The organism is Bacillus sp. CZDM1 (genome assembly GCF_055502545.1).
The window spans coordinates 643,990-665,104 of record NZ_JBUESO010000002.1 but is presented as its reverse complement, the minus strand read 5'-3'; the positions used below and the strand labels follow the sequence as shown (position 1 = coordinate 665,104).

Below are 21,115 nucleotides of genomic sequence, written 5' to 3'. Positions count from 1 at the left end.
ACGAATCATTACTGACGGTAGAAGAAATTGATTCCTATCAAGAGAACCAAAAGCCTGCAGCGAATAATTGGAAAACAGCGAAATTAGTTCCGAGCGGAAGAGATATTCCAAGTGGATTTGACCAAGATATCACGGCAGGTGAAGATTGGTGAATCTAGCGGAAAAAGTGTATTTAGGAAGTCTGATTAAGGCAGAGTACTTACTCAAGGATACCGTGATTCAGCCTGATCAGCTGGAAAGTATGCGGCATCAAGAATTAATGCGGAGAATGCTGGAATTAACCCGGGCAGGCAGGAATATTGATTTAATCTCCTTGGCATCTTTGCTTGACCTTGAGTTCTTTGGTGGAATGTCCTATCTGTCTGAACTGTTATCATACGCGAATCTTGAGAAATTCGAGAATACGGAGGAGCTCATTCTTTCTTCGTGGAAGGAACGAGAAAAGAGGAATATCTTAACAGTGGCAGCAGTGAGCGATTGGGAGATTTCGAAAATTACCACCGAATTGGATAGAATCAGTCAATGTAAAATGAAGGATCATACATCCTTAACACAGGCATTGGCAGATATGTATGAGGCACCTTGGGAAGACCCAATCGTTCTGAATACAGCCACGACAGGGATCCTAAAGCTCGATGTGATGACTGGGGGCTTTCAGAATGGGGAAGTAACCATTCTGGCAGCAAGACCCTCCATGGGAAAAACCGATGTTATGCTTCATTTTGCCAAAATGTCGGGCTGGGCCGGGTTTCTACCGCTGTTATTTTCTTTGGAAATGCCGGAAAAGCTGATAACCTCTCGACTCATTGCTTCGACGGGGAACGTTAACCGAAGAAAAATGCGAGATTTGAAAAGGATGCTAAATCAAGACCAAAAGAATTCCTGGTTCGATGTTCTCGGTCAACTAGCTGAAACCAATATTCAAATCTTTGATGGTGCCGGTCAAAGTATTGCCGAAATGAGAGCGAAAACGCGGAAAATGATCCACCAATTTCCAAACAAGAAACCGGTCATTTTTATTGATTACTTAACATTGATCTCTTCAAGTCAAGTGTACGGAGGGAATTCCCATCAACAGGTAACGGAAATCTCCAAATCACTTAAAACAATGGCAAAGGATTTTGATTGCCCGGTGGTTTGTTTGGCACAGCTTAATCGATCGGTAGAATCGAGAGCAGATAAAAAGCCGATGATGTCTGATATTCGGGAATCAGGCAGTGTGGAACAGGATGCCGATGTCATTTTGTTCCTGTATCGTGAATCCTATTATGACAAGGAAACTAAGAATCCTTCTCTTGAGATCATTGTATCGAAAAACAGAAATGGTCCAGTGGGGTCAGCATTTGTGGATTACAACGAGCATACAGGAAGAATTGAGGACCCAAAGGATAAAAACAGAGCATAGGGTGGGATATGGTGTTAATAAAAGACGCTTACTTTGATAGTTTTCTATATGAAGATTCTTCACTGGCCCATTACATTCACCATTTATTAGAAGAGAAGAAAGTTTCTTTAGAGGATGACATTTCCAAATTGAATTTTGATCGAGCAAACCACCAGCAAGTGGCAGAAATGATTCGAACCAATGTATTAGGAATCAATAAGGTTCGAGTTTACTCATTAAAGATGAACCAGAGGGATTTTGTCTTTATCTTTGCCCTTCGTGAGGAAGAAGCCATTCAGTTGTATGAAAAAACATTTCACCAAAAGCCGTTAAACTGTCATGAATCTTTAATAGATTTCGAGTTTTATAGAGGAATGGAGGTGGTCTCGTTTCGGGACATGAAGAAGGATTCCGGGGGTACCCCAGCAATAGTGGGATATTTTTCGCGAGAGAGGTGAATGGAGCATGGGTGGACCATGGGCCGATTCCTTGACCATGGTCTCAATTTGTGTCTATGGGTAAAATCCTAATCCTGGGACAATCGTGGAACATAGTATAAGATTGTGGTTAATTTATAAAGGATAAATAACCATTTCCATTGTGAATGAAAAGGATAAAATTTTACAAACTTGGTGGGGGAATGTGTCAAAATGAATGAACATAAGCAATATCGTCACGATTTGTTGGAATGGTGTCTTGAAACAGCTAAAAGTTTATCTGAACAAATGGAGCTGTTGTATAGAGAGTTAAATGCTGATCAAGAAGAAATCGAAGTCGACTCTGTAAACCGCTTGGAAATCGAAGGGCAAATCCAACTCGAGGAAGGAAAGTTGGAAGATGCGGTACAAGACGAGTTGGTGATGGAATCTGACCAATATATTAATATAGAGGAACTAAATCAGTACCGCGATGATTTATTGCAATGGTGTGAAATCCTTTATTCAAATTGGAATAGGACGAAACCGATAATATCTAACCTTGTTGATAACGAAAGCTTAAAGGGATGGGAAGGAATGTACATTCGCTTAAAAGAGAAATTACAGGAAGATCTGTCACTGGAATACGAAGACTATGAGACAGCTACTGCCTTGTATGAACAGTGGGAAAAGCTACGTGAGGAATAGTATTCTTATTAAGAAAATGGAGTTTGATAAGAATTAAAAAATGTGCCTGTCATTTATCGAATGTTACATTTTTCGCCAAATGGCAGGCGCTTTCTCTCAACAAATTCAATTGATAATCCACCCAAAATACAAAAAACGCCTTCAAAAGTCATTTTTAAAGGCGTTTTTTGACGTTTCGTCCCAAAAACGCCCTCAAAAGTAGAAAGGAGAAATTCGATTTACTCAGCCAATCTCGTTATTGTAGAGGTGCTGGTCGTGAGCCTTCACATAAGTATTCACGAAGGAAAACTTAAAACTTGATGATGAGAGGGTGTTATGAATAATGAGTATAAAATCGGGTAATACGGAAGAATTTAAGCAGTTCTCGCAATTTAGTTCCCTGCAGGAATTTAATCAACATATGGAAATGTGGTTATTAGAACACAAGCATGATTTTACGAAGGGCGAGCTGGTGGGATTAAAAAGGCTCGTGCGCTTTGCCGCCAAGGTTCCCGGCGTATGCAATGCCAAGATCGGAACCATCTTAAAATCAATCCACGCACAATACCTTGATAACGGCATATCAAGGTCTACCTTTAAACGAATGATTTTGAAAGCAAAGGAATTTGGGATCATCACGGTCTTTGAAACAGAAAGGAAGAACGGTTCGCAGTCTAGCAATTTATATCAGTTTAACCGTTTTCCAACGAATGAACTACCCAAAGAGGAAAAAATGAACCACCAATATAAAACTAGTAATCTTTTAAAAACAAACAATCAAAAGATAAATAAACGTTACGAAGAACCGTCAACATTAGATTACTCCTATGTAAGCAGCATCGTCCCACAGCCTTTTGTCCAGCTGGTAAAATACTTTTTCTCCGATGCAAAAACCATTGAAGAATATTGGCAGATGGTGCATATTACTGCCTTTCGCTTTGAATGTGCCAATGACACAGAAGATATACTAGACATCTCCATCCAGGCTTTCAGACAACTGATTCGAAAAATAAAAAGGACCAATCTTGTAAAAAATCCAATCGCCTACTTTTATGGAATCTTAAACAACAAATTCATGACATTCTATTTAGAAAAGGTATCTGCAATGGGGACTACAACGCGTATAGCTTATTCTTTTATAGATGGCATAGACCCAGACTGGGATTGGTTGCAGCCAAATGAATAAAGGATTTTATTGCCCTCTAAAGACACGAAAGTAACACCAATTTGCAAAAAAAATGTCGCATCTTTGTCAGAATTCGCCCGAAGAATTAATTAAGGAGTGGAGTACGATTATAATTAAAAATTTCTTTATTGATAAGAAAGTGATCCTTGTGATGGGTGAATATGACCAAAATGGGAAGCTGTGTTCAAGGGTCATCGTAGAAAAAACGACTTTACTGGTGGACAGAGATACACAGGCTTTGATTTACGGGGAGCATTAGCTGGAGCATAATACATTCTTAATAAGGCCGTTAAGTGTCCAATCATTGTAAATCCCTATCAAAGCGTTTGCCTTTTTCCAAGCAAATCCCCACAAAAACAAGACTGCATCCGGTTTAATCCCGACCATATTGTCAACACCAAAGCAATTGGCAACAAGACCGAGGTAGAATGGAGCAACGGTTATATCATGCTTGTCGATGCAAAATTAACTGCTTTTAACAATAAACTTCAAACAGCCAACCAATTAAAACGACTCACGAAGGAAAGGGGGATTCAAGCTAGTCCCCTCCTCTTCTATCTGGAACCTGAGATAAAGTGGCTGCTATTTCCGAAGTTAATAAAATGAAGGATGTTTTATCATACTGAAAGCAGAATAGTTCTAAACTCACAACTAATTATTAAATTTTTCCATTTTGATATATAATGAGTTTATCAGATTTTGTGTGTATAAGAAAAATTTACTATGAATCATAGTTATTGTGAAAGGGGACAAAAAGGTTGCTTTCAAAAATATTCAATACAATTAAATATACTTCAGTAAAAGGCTCGATAGGAGAAGGGATTACCAGACTATTTACCTCTGGATTAAATAATGAAGACTATTACAAAATTCACGACCTGATGATAAAACGAAATGGTGGAGAAACATCGCAAATCGACCATTTGTTTATCTCTCAATATGGGATTTTCGTCATTGAGACAAAGAACTATAAAGGCTGGATATTTGGGAATGAAAGAGATAAATATTGGACCCAAACCTTATATCAACATAAGGAAAAAATGTTTAATCCAATATGGCAAAATAGAGGACATATTCAAGCTTTAAAAGAAGTACTGGAGGAATTTGGGCAGCTGCCCTTTATCTCTATCATTGCATTTAGTCCAAGGGCAACCTTGAAAAATATAAATATCGAATCACCTCACACCTTTGTTAATTATCAAATGCATGTATCTGGGATTATAAAAAGTTATCAAAAGCCTGTAATGTCACAATACCAGGTAAGAAAAATTTATGAAAAACTCGAGCCTTTGAATATAAAAGGATTGGATGCAAAAATTACCCATGCACAATCGATAGAAAAAGAAATTCAGCAAAAACAAACCCTAACAGATAACGATATTTGTCCAAGATGCGGAGGTACGCTGACAATCAAAAAAGGTAAGTATGGTAGTTTTAAAGGCTGTAGCAGCTATCCAAAATGCAGATATACTTCAAAATAACATACAAAAATATAAATAGTCTATATATGAGATACAGAGAACCACGTTTAGGTTACTGACAATCAAGTAAGTAAGGTACCCATTACTTTAATCGATATCATGGATGGAGATACCAACAAAGTCCATGTTAACGGAAAAGTAGAAACGGTGCGCTATTTATTAATTGATACACCAGAGTCAAGAAATTCTAAAACGTGTGTCCAGCTCTATGCAAAAGAAGAGTTCTTACGGAATAGCGAGCTGGTAAAAGGCGGAAGGTTAACATTGGAGTTTGAACAAGGAAACACAAGAGATGCCTACAGACGAAAAAAATAAAGGGGCATTAACTCTTGCTACAATTGGCACAAGCCAGGAAGGAGCAGATGAAGAAACAATCCGGTCTATTGCTTTAAGCTCTAAAAGGGCAGGTGTCGATATTTTTCATATAGGAGATGCCGGGTTTTCTAGAATGGCATTACCTAAAAATATTCATACCCTTTCTATTATAGTAAGAGTTAAAAGACATACATATATAAGAATGGCCGTATCTGCAGAAAGATAAACAAATTCGTTTTTTCCCTTTCTATTTTGAAGAAGGGGATTTTTTTGTTGAGTTTTTTAAAGGGATTGACTACATTGGATAGGCCCTCCATTTAATTACTACAATCATGTGATATGTGTCTATGGGTAAAAGTCGAATCCTGGGACAATCGTGGAACATAGTATAAGATTGTGGTTAATTTATATAGGATAAATAACCATTTCCATTGTGAATGAAGATGATGAAATTATACAAACTTGGTGGGGGAATGTGTCAAAATGAATGAACATAAGCAATACCGTCACGATTTGTTGGAATGGTGTCTTGAAACCGCTAAAAGTTTATCTGAACAAATGGAGCTGTTGTATAGAGAGTTAAATGCTGATCAAGAAGAAATCGAAGTCGATTCTGTAAACCGTTTGGAAATGGAAAGGCAAATCCAACTCGAGGAAGAAGTGTTGGAAGATGCGGTACAAGACGAGTTAGTGATGGAATCTGACCAATATATTAATATGGAGGAAATAAACCAGTACCGTGATGATTTATTGCAATGGTGTAACATCCTTTATTCAAATTGGAATAGAACGAAACCGATATTATCTAACCTTGTTGCTAACGAAAGCATAGAGGGATGGGAAGGAATGTACACTCGCTTAAAAGAGAAATTACAGGAAGATCTGTCATTGGAATACGAAGACTATGAGACAGCTAATGCCTTGTATGAACAGTGGGAAAAGCTCCTTGAAGAATCGTATTCTTATCAAGAAAATGAAGTTTGATAAGAATTTATGGTTTCCACAGGGACGGTTCGAAGCCACTGAAAAAGTCACCTTTTTTCCACACGTTTAATCCCCAATGAGTCGATGTTTCCAAAAAACCGCTGTTTTTTTCAATAATGTGGTAAACAAGTGAAGTGAAATGGGGATTTAGGAGGATAGCTTACTTACTATCCTCTTTTATTTTACGGCTAATGCAGTAAATTTTGTTTGCGTGGACATGCTTTTTAGACCTTTCCCCCTAGCACAATCTAGCGCGTGGAAATTTTTCATTTCCCCATTCTTCCATTCATGGTAAGCCCTTTCAGTTCCGTATCCGTATATGGTGACACATAGGCATGATGAGAAGGTTGAAAAACCGATTTTTGACGAGTATGAGTGGGAAGAGATAGGTAGACAAATGGGAAAAACCTTGAGGCTCAAGTATCGATTTATTTTTAAATTATATAAAAAGGGCTGCATCAAATACCAAGGAAATGATATTCTCCAGCATTAGCAAAATTCCAATTTAATGGCTAAATTTTGAAGGATTATATCAACCGATGTCGAATGAAAACTAATAGTTAAAAAGTCTTAGGAATAAAGTTTGTCTTTCGATGCTTATCAGAAGTACAGGTATTTTTGGAGGTCTGGAGTGGTTTCTAATGAGTAGTAATTTTTTATTTTTAAAGAAAAACTGGCGTGAATTGTATGAGGTTGCTAGTTTAGCTGAAAAAAATGTCATAAATGACCCTAATGCAGCCCTTATTAAATTGCGGTTATATGGTGAATTATTGGTAAAGAATATTTTCAAATATGAAGGATTTGCAGAAAGAAATAGAATGAGCCAAAAGGAAAGAATAGATTTTCTATTAAAAGAAGGGGCGATAACACTAGAAGTATATGGAATGCTAGATTCCTTGAGGGTAGTTGGGAATAAGGCTGTTCATGAGGCTAGTTTTGGAACATCTAATGAGTCCAAACGATTGTTAGTAGTAGCCTTTCACCTTGGGGGATGTCTGACCCAAGTTTATGAGGAATGGGATTTCGAACTTCCTATATTTGTGGAACTGCAGCCGCTGAAGGCTGTTACTTTAGGTAACCTTAGTAATACCGCTATTCGTCCTAAAAAAACAGAACCATATAAAAGAAATTCTATTTCTGATGAGAAAATCCTGAAGTTTTCTAATGATGAGCATGGCTATGAAGAGTGGCTTAAAGAAAACGAAAATGGCTTTGTTTTTAATCACTATGGAGGAACCGATGCAAGTAAAGACATGAATAAACTACACCAATCTGATTGTCGGTATCTGCATCGTAAACAGGATGAAGGGAAGAGAACAACCGCATATCCGAAAATTTGTTCTTCTGATTTGCGTGACTTGGAAACACATGTAATTCACTTACGGGGAAACTCATGGGTGTATTGTAAAAACTGCCATAATTAAGAGATTACGTGATAGATAGGAATTAAATCAGTCTATGAAGGAATGAAAAAGAAGGTTTATTAAAATAGATGAAAAATAGTGGATACCTAATAAATTAGATAAATGTTGAATTAAAGTTTTTATCAAAGAGTAGAATCAGTTTACCAAATAAGGATTGGAGTCCTGGAGAATGAAAATAGAAATTGGTGAATCCTTGATGTTTTCTTGGCTGCGGCATGTGAAGCATTGCCAAACGGTACAGTTAAACTGGAAGCCAGCGGTAAACACGTGGGAAATGTACAATGAAACACTAGTAATCAAAATTATGGACAAAACAAGTCAGTACATAAAAGATAACTATATGCTTAACATCTTTAAGAATAATCAATCACATACGCAGATACTAAAGCAGGGAGAAATTGATGTTCTGGGTCTTGAGCTTCGATATGGCAGAGTAGCCGAAATCTATGGAATTGATACAGCTTTTCATGAGAATGGTTTGAATTATGGGAGCTCGGACCAGACCGTTGAAAGGGTCATCAAAAAGATGGTGAGAATGACCATGATTATGGTTGGGTGCTTTGACCTGACAAAGGGAAAAATTATTTTTGCCTCACCGAAAGTCAGTTACACCATATATAAACCCTTAACGTATTTGATTAATGAGATGAATAAATTATATAAATCAATAAATCTAGACTTTGAGTTTATCTTATACGCGAACGAAACGTTTCAGAATCAGGTTCTAAATCCAGTGATTGAACGGGCTAAAACTGTTGCAGACACTTCTGAACTGTTTATGAGGAGCGTTCAAATGAACAATCAATTTAAAGAAACGGCAGCTACAGCTCCACCACCAGAACTGATTAAAGAAAAAGTGGCTCCCACATCTAGAAGCATATCTGGGAATTCAAGAGAACATCGAACAAAGGTAAGCACAGAGTTACTCATGAAAGAAATAAAAGTTGCTTATTATTTGAGTCGATTTGAACCTGATAAATTATTCCCAAGGTTTAACAAGACACAAGTTTTTGAAGAGTTAAGTAATATACTAGGCGTTAAACCTAACACCTTACGAAACAAACGGGATATGTTTGACCCTTTCTGTAACAAGTTGAAAACAAGAGGGCCAAAACGAAAGGGCTGGTGGCAAAAGGATCGATTACCTGATGATATGCAAAGCATCTATAACCGGTATTTACATATGCCGGAGGAAGAAATTGAAAAAGAAATTAAAGAAATACTAAACGTGAAGGTGGAGACCTAGATGGGGAAATATGGACAAGCCGCTGTAAAAGCCGTAGCACTATTAAACACAAGAACATTTGATTTACCTAGAGAAGCATGGAATCAAGCGACGATTGAAATCTTCGGGGAAGGAACATCAAGTCAGGCCAAAGGATGCCCAAGAAGTGCATTTATTGGTTTATGCGAAGAGGGATTGGTTAAAGGAGTAGATGCAGGTAAATATGCTCTGAAATCCACAAAAAACAAAGACTATGCTATTAAGGCTATGAATCTTATTAAGAAAGAACCATCATTAACAAATGATATGAATCAACTATGGAACCAAGTGACTGTAGGTGAAGGGAAAGTCCATAATTCCCAAATGGATGTGGTTGTTACGCTTTGGAAAAATAATTTATTAGTTATCTAGACGAGAACAATCTCGGAATCACTTATAGTAATCTCTATTATTTATCTAAAAATGGGGCTCGTCAATCCTTCATGATAGGGGCAGAGGGAACTTCAGAGATTTTGGTGGAAAAGTCACGGTATTCCATCCCAACTTGTAGATTCTTTTGAAACCACGGTATTAAATTTGAGGTAGAAAATCATAGGTATAATTTGAAATACAATTGTTTTTAAACTATTATTATATAAAAATAAGTAGATTTAATACTGGAGTTGTTAAGTAATCTTGCATAATGTGTTTTACAACAGAAAAAATTACTTTGTAATATTAGAAAAAGTTTAATAATATATAGAGAGCTAGGTTGATTAATTAGCTCTCTATGAAAAATATATTTTTTCTTAAAACACAACTTCAGGGTCTTCATCCCCATCTATATCGAATTCTCTAGTCTTGAAGAAATCCCTAGCTTTTTTTCCAACATACCAAGTCAGACCTTTATTTGCACTAAAACCTATTACGACTCCCACACCAAACGGAATGGATTTTTCTAAGGCTTTTCTAGTGAATGTTATACCTACTTTCCTAAAAACTTCTTTGACCGCAATTAATGTTGGACCCTTTAAATACTGTTTTACCATTTTTGCTAGAGCCTTACCTCCGAAATCAGTAGCACCTTTCTTTACAGCTTCATTTAATACACCAAAACCAGCTATTAAAAAGCAAACTCACTTCTCTTCTTCATTTGTAATATCTCTTCCATATACAGTAGCTAATGACATAACCATTTCAATTTCCCATTTCATTGTTTATGCAGCATCAGCTGCTGCACCACCAACTGCGGCAATAACAGTCCCTAATCCTGGTATAACACCTGTTAAGGCACTTGCTCCACCTGCAAAAGCTGTATAGTATGAATAATTTGAAATGATATGTTCAGCAATCTTATCAGCAATTACGTCATTAGATAATTTCCCTGAATATTTTGTATAATATTTGTCTTCTATCTGTTTAACTTCTTTTTGTGTTGATTCAGGACTAGCTATGATAATTTCTATTGCTTTTAAAATTGCTGCTTTATCCTCCTGAATAAACTGTTCTTCAATCACAAACGAGCCTCCCAAATTTAATTTTAGATTTAGTTTATTCGATAAATAATGTATATTTTCCTTTAAAACTGAAAATTATTTAGAATAAATGGAAGGTGCCTGGCACTTTTTGTTCTAATATTAAAGCTGGGAATTGCATGCAAGAGACTATATGAATGAGTGGAAAAAGGTTGACTATACGTTTATTCAATGCCCTTTACAGCTTAGCCTTTTTGAAGTTATAAGGAGTAATGCTGACAGTAAGCATATTAAGCTAGCTAAAGAGATACGAGAAAATTAAAGAGTATTATGAGTCAGATGAACCAGAATATAACAATAATTTTTCACTGAGGAGCCGGCTCAAAATATTTTTTCAGAATTTACACGAGATAAGTCACATTTTGGAATACCGAACACCACAAAATTAGGATATATATGGTAAAATATAGACTAAAATACTAGGGGGAATGTTTGGTGAGATTAACAAATTTTAGTGTAACAAATTATAAGGTTTTTAAAGATAAATTTACCATTGATTTTTCAAAAGACTCAATTGCTATTTTAACTGGAAGAAATAATACAGGTAAATCTACTATTTTAGAAGCTATCAACTGTTTCTTTCAAAAAGAAACTAAAGCAAAAACTATACCTAACGATTGCTTCTCTACACGGAATACTAATATAGTCCTAAAAGCTGTTTTTGAGTCAGATGAAATTAAAATAACTATTGTGAAGAAATATAAAGAGGAGTCTGCTCCTAGTTTTTATGATGAAAATGGTGTTGAAATTAAAGCAAGCCACGAACTGAAAGATAAACTAGATGAAATTTTAAACAATAAACCTTTTTACATAACCCCTTCTATGTTACCTGAAGACATTAATGATTTAATTCAAAACATATATTCTGAGATAATGAAAAATGATTTGCTAAAGCTTGAAGGTTTTAACGGAGACCAAGAAGAAGAAAAAGAAACGTACGAATTAGCACAGGAGTATGCTCAACTCAAAAAGTCTTACCCCGAATTTTTAAGAAAACTTAAATTAAGTACGGATAAACTTCTTGAACAAGTTAGTAGTGACGTATCAGATAACTTGCGAACTCTGTTTTCAAACGAACATCTATCGTTAAATGTTGTAGGTGGCGAGAGTGAGGGCTTTTCACCGTCTGACATATTAAAGTCCACAAGTTCAAGTGTTAATATTGACAGTCAAAAGCAACCTGGAATGCCACTAGCAAATCAAGGTACTGGCTTACAACGAATGAGTCTAATTTACCTCATTCAAAACATGATAGAGAAAAAATTTATGGGTGAAAGTGATAATAAGTTATTGTTGATTGATGAACCAGAAGCTTTCTTGCATCCAGAGGCAGTTCGAGCACTTAGTCGCTCCCTATATAAAATTGGCGAAAAAATGCCTCTCATGATTTCAACCCATTCACCAATACTAATAGATTTATCTGAGAACCATACATCTATTCAAGTTTTCCGTGTTGGGGAAAAAGAAGCAATCCAATTATATAGGTCTGAAAGAGATAAATTTGCTGATGATGACATTAGAAACATGAAAATACTAAACTATGCAGACTCTTATGTGAATGAATTTTTCTTTGCGGATAGAATTATTATTGTTGAAGGGGATACAGAGTATATTGCTTTTAAGCACCTTGCAAAACAAAAGAATGAAAATTTGCACATAATTCGTGCTAGAGGAAAAGATACAATTGGAACCTTGATGAAAATTCTTAATCAGTTTAACTCTAATTATGATGTTTTACATGATGTAGATAATCATCCTAAGCACTCCTCTTCAACTTTAAAAGGTCAACTTACGAAATGTAAAAAAATATTTAAACTTAAAGAAGGCAGTAACATAAGAATTTTCTGTTCAATATCAAACTTTGAAAATGCTATTGAAATTGGAGACGTACAAAATAACAAAAAAACACAGACAATTTATGAAATATTACATGGGACATCTGATACAGATGAGTTTGCTAAACCTAGAAGGATAGTAGTGAATTTATTTGAACAAATTTTAAACCGAGAAGAAGAGAAAACTTTGGATATTGGTTTTCGTAGAATAAACGCTGAACAGGATTATGATGATTTCTTTGTTGGATTAATAAAACATAAAACTGATGAAGAAATGGAACAGAAAAAGAAAGAAGAAGAGAAAACAGTTTCTCATCAATAAGATTAAACAATGAACTGGCTAACTCAAAGGGTATTGGTATTGCTTAGAAGCTCTATGTTGCATTTATCTTTTATTAGCTTGATTACTTTTCAATAATTGCTTCACAGAGTCCTCTGGTTGAGCACATGATAAGGGTAGTATGGACACTATACAAAAAACTGTATAGTGTCCATGAAAGAAGCAAAGATTTGTTAGATTATTGTGAACACTGTGATTATATTAATTTGTTGATGTCCTTCAACTTGACATGGTTGAGGTCGGGGGGTGAACCCCACATAGTCATCATCTATACTTTGCTCCAATCCTTTTGTATCAAGGGTTGGAGCTTTTATTTGTCTTCAGGTCTTATTATTGAAAAAATTTAAACAAAAAAGAGATTGTTGATAAAAACATTACACTCATTTTTTTGTGTAAATGAGCAGGATCCTAAAGGATGAAGAAGTAGGTACCGTGAGAAGTAATTTCAGTTCTCACCATACCTTACTTATTATCATCGAAAATCATTTGTTACTTAAATAATTTCAATTAAGGTCAAATATCCATATTTAGGATCAAATGAAGTATACTCGTTTACTAGATCATAAGGAGAAGCGTCATTTATCCATGTACTTGCTGGAACAATCCCCGTGATATAAGTTTTATTTGTTTTATCTAATTTGGCTGCTTCGCTTTGAATGGGTAATGGCTCACCTTTTTGGATTATTGAACTTCCCTTAGATAGGGTTTTTTCAATTATTCCACTAGTTGTGGAAAAAATAACGTGAAATCTATTTTCACGACGATTTACTAACGTATTTAAAAACATGGTTTCAGAAACATCATATTTTTCGGTAAGTTGCTTAATGATTTGATGTCGCTGTTTATTCTGTTGGAATTCAGCTAAGTCTTTAGAAAACTCAGAATCAGGAATCAATAAATACTCTGCAAAAATTTGCGCTTCAATATCCTCATTATTATTCGTTTGAAGTGTAGACGAGCGGGTACGGATATATTCAGATTTTACATGAGTCGGTAAAATGGCATGACCCAAAAGTTTTGCCAATGTAAAACGAATTCTTCCTGTGCTTTCCAACGATTTTTGTAAAAGGATAATTTTATTCGTTCCATTATATAGAAGCCCATCAGCAGCAACTTCCTCATCTAAATTCACATAATGAATTTTTATGTTAAAATTTCTAGCTATTTCTTCTAAGTTAATGGGGTAATCTGTTGAAGTTTGCAGTCTTATCACGTAATCAGCATATTCTGATGGCGCATTAAGACCTGGAATATTTGGTTTAGAAATTCCTAATAAATGATAACAATTTTGAATAATATCATCCTGTTGATCGAGGTTCAGCTTATTAAACAAATGAAGCAGTTTCTTCTCCTTTATAGAAGCACTATTACTAGAATAGTTTGAGATTGATTCCCCAATTAATAGGTATTCTGTATTTACTTGGAGAGCACCTGATAATTTAATCAGCGCATCATAAGAAGGGTTCCGATTCCCAGCTTCATATTGACTAATTGCAGATGGATTTAAACCTGCCTTTTTTGCGAGCGCTGTTTGTGAATAACCTAATTCTTTTCTTCTTTGTTGTATTCTCTGTCGAATCGATATCATAATCTTATCTCCTTATATACTCTACAATAAGAATAATCTTTTTAATTTTAATTGACAATATATACGGTTATTATTACAATTGTAATATAAATTACAAACGTAATAACATAAACTTAATTGTGACGAGTGTGAACAGGAGATGCAAATGTCTAATCGTGATCAAAAGTTAAATGAACTTAAAAGGATGGTATATTACATTGCAGCAGGTATTGAAGAATGGAGAAATTCCCCAAGTCAACAATCAGAGAAACTCTATGTAGGACAAATGCTTCTCATGAAGAATTCACTTCAAAATGGCACCATGATACCGAATAACTTGTTTAATTTATATAATCAACTAGTCAGGCCTTTCCATGAATGGAATATTAGCTTAATGGACGAGTTGTTTGATGGGCAGGATACCTTTTTAGAAGACGGGTTAAATCTTTCACAAACAGTGACAGATTTCTTAAGAGAATATGAATCCCCAGATGAGGAAGATTTAATTCCAATTAAACAGCTATTAAGATTATGTCGTTCCAATGATTGGGACAAACAATACCGAGCAGTAAGGACCTTCTTATCAAAGAAAGAGAATGCAGTATTAACTATGGTTGATTTTCAGTTTGCCCTACATACATTAATTACTGAAAAGGAATTGATAGATTTTGTTACAGCTTGCTATGAAAATATCCCCAGAGACATTGTTAATTTTAGGATTTGTCCAAACTGTGGATGGACACTCGAATTAATAAAAGGGGAGTGGAAGTGTAACAGTCACAAAGTTTGTAGTAAAATTAGTGACTTTTCTAATTTGAAACCCTTTAGTACGGAAGCAAATCTGGCAATCGTTCGATTAAAACCTAGTGTTCAAAGGTATGTTTTGTTGCCAGGATTACAAGAAATGAGAATATTTAAAGCATTGATAAATTACAACCCTGAACTATATCCTAATTGTGATCAATACGACATAGACGTTAATATTGGATCTAGTGCAATCCATATTGATATAAAAGACGTTCAAAACCCAAAATTGTTAGCTGGCTTGTTCAATGAAATGGGAATGGGACAACAGAGGAAATATCTTGAAAAAAATGTGTTTATTTGTGTTCCAAATTATCATATTAAAAATAATAAAGCTTACATGAGGATTGTGTCTTCAACATTGGAAAATGTTGAACTAAAGAAACGATTTATAACGGAAAGACAATTGAAGAATAGGCTTAAGATGATAGGAGATAAGAATTATGCCATTTAATCGTCTCCAAGTAACAGAAAACCTTCGTTCACAATTTAATCAAATGGAAGACTTTAAAATTAACCATAACGCGGACATGCTCATCTCTGTTGAATTACTATTATTTACAGCCAGTCAATTAGATTTAAATGTTAGTATTGAATCGCTTTGGTCACTATGTTCTGGTTATGACTATCCTATTATTCCAAAATATAAGGATATAAAAATAATTGACCATTTACGCGTGTTAGTACCTGAATTTAGAACTAAGCAAATTTGGTTAATTAAGTTAAAAGAATATTGGTTGGTACCTGAAAAATATCGTCTGTACAGCAGTGAAGGCTCAACCATTATTAATAAAAATAATGACATGAAATATTTAACAAATAGAGAGAAGGTCTATTCTGAATTACTTACAACTGAGTTGTCACCAACAAAAAACGACTCAGATTTTTTATTAAAAGGGGATTTTGAATATTTAAGAACCATAAATAGTGTTCGTTATTCCTTTAAAGGTAGTATTAATGAAGAATATAAACCTACAAGATTACCAAGATATCGTAAAAAACGTAATTTATCATTTTCTTTACCCTTGGATTTGGATGAGATTGTTAAAGAAATGGATCAATTAAATCCTGATGGCAATTATTCAAAACGTCTCAAAAATTTCAGCCTCCGCTCGTTACATCAAAGCGAAAGAAGCACTTTTTATTTTGATGGAACACAGCATATTGCAGGAGGGTTAAGTGCAGGTAAATCGTCATGGATGGTCATAGAATCTTACCGGCAAATTAAACAAAATGGTGCGAAGTTAGGTTTCGTTGAAGGTAGCGTTAACCAAGTTCTTTCAAGAGTAAAGGAGTTTAGGAGACTTGGAATAAATGCTGTTCCCCTTATCGGTAAAGGTGGTAGAAAGAAGCATGAAAAAAGATATTTAAGTTATTTGCCTAATACTATTGAAGGGTTAGTAGATGAACATCAGCATTTAAAGTCTGTTTCTGATACTTGTACCATCAAGGCTTTAGCTGGGGATTTCGAAAGAAATAACTTTTACCCATGCAAGTCACTTCTTCAAAAAAGTAAAAAAAAGAAACTATGTCCACTTGCTCATACATGTGGAATCTATCATGAATGGACCGAAATATTAGATGCGGATATTTGGATAACTACACCATCAGCATTATTGATGACAAAAATCCCGCCATCTATTGATCAATATGAACGAACACTCTATGAAGCTATGTATGATTTACTTGATGTAATATTCATTGATGAGGTAGATTCTGTTCAAAAGCAATTTGATGAGAAATTTTGTGTGGAAATTGATGCATTTGGCCATACAGGGTTATTTTTTGAAAATATATTAGAAGAAAATGGTCGGTTACTATCTGGTAAATATAGCCGATTTGCGGGGAATTCATTAATTCAAAATTGGCAACATAATGTTTCTGACTTGAACAAAAGCGTATGGAGTTTATTTGAGAAACTAAAAAAATCCCCTTCCATTAAGTTAAAATTAAAATCAAAAATTATATTCCCAAATATTATTACATCCTGGATAATTCAGATGTTAAAAGTGGATGACCTAAAAAAGAAAAAAATAGAGGCAGAACTAAATTCGGTAACTAAGAATAATAGTGGTCTAGGAAAGCACTATAAAGAGTTCTGGAATAACTTAGATGAGAGAGTTGATCATTTACAGCTTTCTTATAACTATTTGTTTGAGGGAGAACAGCTCGATAAGGAAGAAGAAATAAAAAACATGCTAGAGTTTTATTTTTATTTTTCGAAAGTTGACTTCCATTTGAAATACTTATTGCAATTTTATCCTGCTCTACAGAATTCCCTTGGAATGGAATATAATTTAAACCATTTACTTGCTGCAAAAAAGGATTTATCGCCACTAATGGTAGATGCTATGACAGGGTCATTTATAGGATATAGATTTAGTGAATCCGATGATGGTGTGGGGAAATTTAAGATAATTGAATATTCCGGAGTAGGAAGGTTGTTACTCACGGAATGGACAAATTTTTTTGAAAATATCACGGGGAACAAGGGTCCATCTATCGTTCTGCTTTCAGGAACAAGCTTTGCACCTGGTTCTAGTCATTACCATATTATTGAAAATCCTAACTGGGCCTTATTGTCAAATATTCCCAAGTCAAAAATAACGCAGCGATTTATTGATTTATATGATGAAAATAAGGAACTTATTAAGGTTTCAGGGAGTAGAGTTGATAGTCGATCAATTAAACTCTCGATGCTGTTAAAGACAGCGAAAAATCATATACTTCAGGAACTGACAAAGTTAAAAGGTGAAAAGCGAAGATTACTTATGGTAGTGAATTCCTACGAGGATGTAAACGTAGTAGGAAAAACACTTGGGAATATGAGAGAGTTCCAGGGGAAGTACAAATTACTTACAAATCAACTTGATGGAACCAACGATGATGTTGAATATTCACGTTTTGAAATTGAAAAGTTTCAAGCAACAGACGAAATAATTTTAGTTGTTCCGTTAATGGCGATTAGTCGGGGCTATAACATATTGGATGAAGAAAATGGTGCATTGTTTGGAAGTTGTTTCTTTTTAGTAAGACCATATCCTGTACCAAATGATATGAGCTATATTATACAAACAATCCATTCATTCTTACCAAATTATTTAGAGGAAATACAAAATCTAGGTAAGCAATATGACGAAGGGATTCGTCATTTGAGATACCGAAGCTTTGGGCGTCTCGAAATGATGTATCAAACACCAAATTTTTGGAAGTTGTTAATTGAACAAGAAAGAATGAGCTTAGCTTGGTATATTTTTATTCCCGTTTGGCAAATGATTGGTCGGATGCTTCGTGGAGGAAGAGATGCGCGAATCTATTATTTGGATGGAAGTTTTCATAATACAAGTAATTCTGAGTTGTCACTTTTAAAGTATTGGAAGGATTATTTTACAAGCAACAAACAAGATGAGCTGTTCCAAGAATTATATGGACCATTTATTGAAAGTATTGAATCTATCATTTTATAGGAAGAAGGAACAAAATTGAAAGATAAAACCCTACAGCCATTCCTTTTTAAAGATTACGAAAGTGTAATTAATGAAGAAAGACTTTTTGTCGTTACTTTTCCTAAACAATGGTGGGATGTTATTGAGAAGGATATGAATAATTTTTGGTTACCATTTAGTCCCAAAGTACTAGCCAAAAGATTGTGCTCATTATTTCCAGAAATCGTATTTGTAGAAGAAAGTCATTTTGCTAAGGACCAGCCTTGGATTGTAGCAATTAAACCTATTCATCCAAAGGCAATAGTACAAGTAGCCATGTCCTTCCTGAAGAATCAAAAAAGAATCAGTAATAAGGAAGGTTTGACTTATGATATAAGTCTAAATTGGAATGAGACTACCTTTGATCAATTAAATGTTAATGACTTTCAGATTGTACCTGTATTATTTGCAAAAAAACTAGTTCAAACCTATTATCAGTCTAATTTAATGACTAAATTAACTGGTTCAAGATTAAATTTGTTTACTGTTTATCATGGTAATGGATATGAAGTTGTTTCAAACCCGCATTCTTTAAATGATAAAGACGATAAATTTTCTTATGTCCTTCGTATTGAACTCATAACCAGAGGAGTGGAAAATAGGAAATTACTGAAAATTACTCCTGGATCAAGGCGATATTATCAGCGGAATTCTAAGAATCCTAGTTATGATGTTCGTAATGGTCAAACAGGATCAATATATATATCTCAAAACCATGTTTATGGATTAACAAAGAATCTTGCTTATAGTAAATTTAAATTTGTAAAAAGAGCTGGGAAAATTCTGTTGAAAACAGAAGAAAGGTCCATCTTACAGGACCTTTTCCCAACTATTCCAAAATTAGAGGATATTTTTAAAGAATCTAAGGACTTTGTAAAAGATGGTTCTTATCTTATCGGTTACTCAAACAAGCTTTTTGATAAAGGGACAAATATTAAGCAAGGTATTAGTGTACAAGAGCGAAATAATTTAATCCATCTTGTAGAAGAATTGTTTCCTTCATTAAATATTATTTCAAAACATGAATCTGTTTCGATAAAAAGGAATTTCCAAAAGGTAAATCATCAATTTATCAATACCACTAACAAAAGTGAAATGACAATAGCCTTTTTCACTCCAGATCAGACTATGACAGCAGCAATAAATAAGTGGGATGAAGAGGGGTATATATTTAATGAAAGTGGAGAATGGTATCTTAGATCACAGCCCAAAACAAAACTTAAGTTTGTTTACCAGGGTGCGGAGATGATTAAGGAAATACCGGTAGATGAAGGGGAGGACATAGAGAGTGCTAGGAAAAGATACAGAAATTGTATTAAATCCTATCTAGCAACTAATTCTAAAGGTAAATATGATGCAGCCCTCATTGAAATAGAGGCATACCATCTACAGGATAATAGCAAAACAAAAGATCCGAAGCCTATAATTCGAGATATATTAAAAACGAAAAAAATTGTTTCACAATTCATTCATCCAAAAGAAGCAACTGGAAGTTATAGTTCCAGATTAAATAGTTCTTTCCTAGATCTACTAACCGATATTGGAATTGCTGACCCTCTATTACAGGAGTCATTGTTTAATAAGAGGATAATTCTAAATTTTTCAGTTATAAAGAAAAACAATCAAGAGTTCCTTCCTGTATTTACTAGTCTGGAAGACGGACAAATCTTATTCAAAACCCCATTCTCAAGTAAATGGTTGGAAATAAACGATTATTTAACATCTACATTTTCTTATGAAAGCTTCTATTCAACTAAACAGGTCAAACAGTTAAAAAAATGGATGGAATCTGAATTGATAGGTATTATGAATCGCGATGATAGAGATATCCTATTGATGGTTGATGCGAAATTAAGAAATAATTGGCTTAAGGAGTTGATAAATGGGGAAATAAATCTAAATGAAAATCCATTTGATCATTTTGATATTCATAATCCTAGTCGACTTAAAGTGGTAAGATTCGGCCAAACAACAGATGTCCCAAATTATTATATTTTTAAAGATAAAAATGATGATGGGAACAACCATGCAACTGGCTTATTTAAGAGTAATAATGGCATTTACTATGGTGTTGGTGAAAAAGCGCCAGGAATGCGAGGCATTAGTAAACATGCCACAAGATTAGAAAACAAAAGTAGGATGTTTGCTAAACAACAAGCAATCGAAATAATTCCATTAACTTATTCAAATGGAGAGGAACAGGATGAATTGGCTTTTATTGTTCATCAGTTAAGGTCATTAGGTCTTACTTTTGGACCTTCATTGAGGTTACCGATAAATGCTCATTTAACAAAGGGAATCAGAAAGTACTTTAACGATGGAGAAGAAGAAAATGACTTTGAATCCGATGATTTCGAAGATGATATTAGATATGAAGAAGATGAGAGTGGACAGATAGGGTTTGGGTTTGGATTTTAATGTAAGGTTTTTAAAGAAATATTTGACAAAAATCAGTGCACAGGTACCGT

The 21,115-nt window shown here is 34.6% G+C and carries 17 protein-coding genes and 1 pseudogene; 15 read left to right on the top strand and 3 right to left on the bottom strand.

Annotation, left to right across the window (positions count from 1 at the left end; translation table 11 throughout):
- The first annotated feature begins 148 nt into the window (after positions 1 to 148).
- The 11 genes and pseudogenes from ACY3XC_RS07630 (at position 149) to ACY3XC_RS07580 (ending at position 9,513) form a co-directional block, all read left to right on the top strand.
- Positions 149 to 1,405 (top strand): replicative DNA helicase, encoded by a 1,257-nt coding sequence (locus ACY3XC_RS07630; protein WP_464868027.1) that lies wholly within the window; start codon positions 149 to 151, stop codon positions 1,403 to 1,405.
- 8 nt (positions 1,406 to 1,413) lie between these two features.
- The gene (locus ACY3XC_RS07625; RefSeq protein ID WP_464868026.1) at positions 1,414 to 1,842 is read left to right on the top strand and encodes a cupin domain-containing protein; all 429 of its coding nucleotides are present in this window, start codon (positions 1,414 to 1,416) and stop codon (positions 1,840 to 1,842) included.
- A gap of 192 nt (positions 1,843 to 2,034) precedes the next feature.
- Positions 2,035 to 2,508 (top strand): hypothetical protein, encoded by a 474-nt coding sequence (locus ACY3XC_RS07620; protein WP_464868025.1) that lies wholly within the window; start codon positions 2,035 to 2,037, stop codon positions 2,506 to 2,508.
- Positions 2,509 to 2,830: 322 nt separating this feature from the next.
- Positions 2,831 to 3,673 carry a hypothetical protein gene (locus ACY3XC_RS07615; RefSeq protein WP_464868024.1) on the top strand — a complete coding sequence of 281 codons (843 nt, stop codon included), beginning with the start codon at positions 2,831 to 2,833 and terminating at the stop codon, positions 3,671 to 3,673.
- A gap of 273 nt (positions 3,674 to 3,946) precedes the next feature.
- A complete protein-coding gene (locus ACY3XC_RS07610; RefSeq protein ID WP_464868056.1) occupies positions 3,947 to 4,279 on the top strand; it encodes a competence protein ComK in 333 nt (110 codons plus the stop codon).
- A 152-nt stretch (positions 4,280 to 4,431) separates the two neighbouring features.
- A complete protein-coding gene (locus ACY3XC_RS07605; protein ID WP_464868023.1) occupies positions 4,432 to 5,154 on the top strand; it encodes a nuclease-related domain-containing protein in 723 nt (240 codons plus the stop codon).
- Positions 5,155 to 5,437: 283 nt separating this feature from the next.
- Positions 5,438 to 5,695, top strand: a pseudogene (locus tag ACY3XC_RS07600) (DUF7916 family protein); the annotation flags it as partial.
- 257 nt (positions 5,696 to 5,952) lie between these two features.
- A complete protein-coding gene (locus ACY3XC_RS07595; RefSeq protein ID WP_464868022.1) occupies positions 5,953 to 6,453 on the top strand; it encodes a hypothetical protein in 501 nt (166 codons plus the stop codon).
- A 641-nt stretch (positions 6,454 to 7,094) separates the two neighbouring features.
- The gene (locus tag ACY3XC_RS07590; protein WP_464868021.1) at positions 7,095 to 7,877 is read left to right on the top strand and encodes a DUF4145 domain-containing protein; all 783 of its coding nucleotides are present in this window, start codon (positions 7,095 to 7,097) and stop codon (positions 7,875 to 7,877) included.
- A 169-nt stretch (positions 7,878 to 8,046) separates the two neighbouring features.
- Positions 8,047 to 9,123, top strand: a complete 1,077-nt coding sequence (locus ACY3XC_RS07585) for a hypothetical protein (protein ID WP_464868020.1) — start codon at positions 8,047 to 8,049, stop codon at positions 9,121 to 9,123.
- A complete protein-coding gene (locus ACY3XC_RS07580; protein ID WP_464868019.1) occupies positions 9,124 to 9,513 on the top strand; it encodes a DUF6979 family protein in 390 nt (129 codons plus the stop codon).
- Between the two features lie 377 nt (positions 9,514 to 9,890).
- Here the strand turns inward: ACY3XC_RS07580 and ACY3XC_RS07575 are convergent, their stop codons facing one another.
- Together ACY3XC_RS07575 and ACY3XC_RS07570 are read right to left on the bottom strand one after the other, a co-directional pair.
- Entirely contained in the window at positions 9,891 to 10,130 is a 240-nt protein-coding gene (locus tag ACY3XC_RS07575; protein ID WP_464868018.1) for a hypothetical protein, read from the bottom strand.
- 168 nt (positions 10,131 to 10,298) lie between these two features.
- Positions 10,299 to 10,598, bottom strand: a complete 300-nt coding sequence (locus ACY3XC_RS07570; protein ID WP_464868017.1) for a hypothetical protein — start codon at positions 10,596 to 10,598, stop codon at positions 10,299 to 10,301.
- Positions 10,599 to 11,051: 453 nt separating this feature from the next.
- On the opposite strand from ACY3XC_RS07570, the gene ACY3XC_RS07565 reads away from it, so the two are divergent.
- Entirely contained in the window at positions 11,052 to 12,773 is a 1,722-nt protein-coding gene (locus ACY3XC_RS07565) for an ATP-dependent nuclease (RefSeq protein ID WP_464868016.1), read from the top strand.
- A 511-nt stretch (positions 12,774 to 13,284) separates the two neighbouring features.
- On the opposite strand, the gene ACY3XC_RS07560 is transcribed toward ACY3XC_RS07565, so the two are convergent.
- Positions 13,285 to 14,379 (bottom strand): helix-turn-helix domain-containing protein, encoded by a 1,095-nt coding sequence (locus tag ACY3XC_RS07560; RefSeq protein ID WP_464868015.1) that lies wholly within the window; start codon positions 14,377 to 14,379, stop codon positions 13,285 to 13,287.
- Positions 14,380 to 14,524: 145 nt separating this feature from the next.
- Between ACY3XC_RS07560 and ACY3XC_RS07555 the strand changes: the two genes are divergently transcribed.
- The 3 genes from ACY3XC_RS07555 to ACY3XC_RS07545 are packed head-to-tail and all read left to right on the top strand — an operon-like array spanning position 14,525 to position 21,065.
- Positions 14,525 to 15,616: a restriction endonuclease-related protein gene (locus ACY3XC_RS07555; RefSeq protein ID WP_464868014.1), complete on the top strand. Its 1,092-nt coding sequence runs from the start codon at positions 14,525 to 14,527 to the stop codon at positions 15,614 to 15,616.
- On the top strand, positions 15,606 to 18,629 hold the full coding sequence (locus ACY3XC_RS07550) for a pPIWI_RE_Z domain-containing protein (RefSeq protein ID WP_464868013.1): 3,024 nt from the start codon (positions 15,606 to 15,608) through the stop codon (positions 18,627 to 18,629). Before ACY3XC_RS07555 ends, ACY3XC_RS07550 begins: the two co-directional genes overlap by 11 nt.
- 15 nt (positions 18,630 to 18,644) lie before the next feature.
- Positions 18,645 to 21,065 (top strand): pPIWI_RE module domain-containing protein, encoded by a 2,421-nt coding sequence (locus ACY3XC_RS07545; protein ID WP_464868012.1) that lies wholly within the window; start codon positions 18,645 to 18,647, stop codon positions 21,063 to 21,065.
- Positions 21,066 to 21,115: the final 50 nt, after the last annotated feature.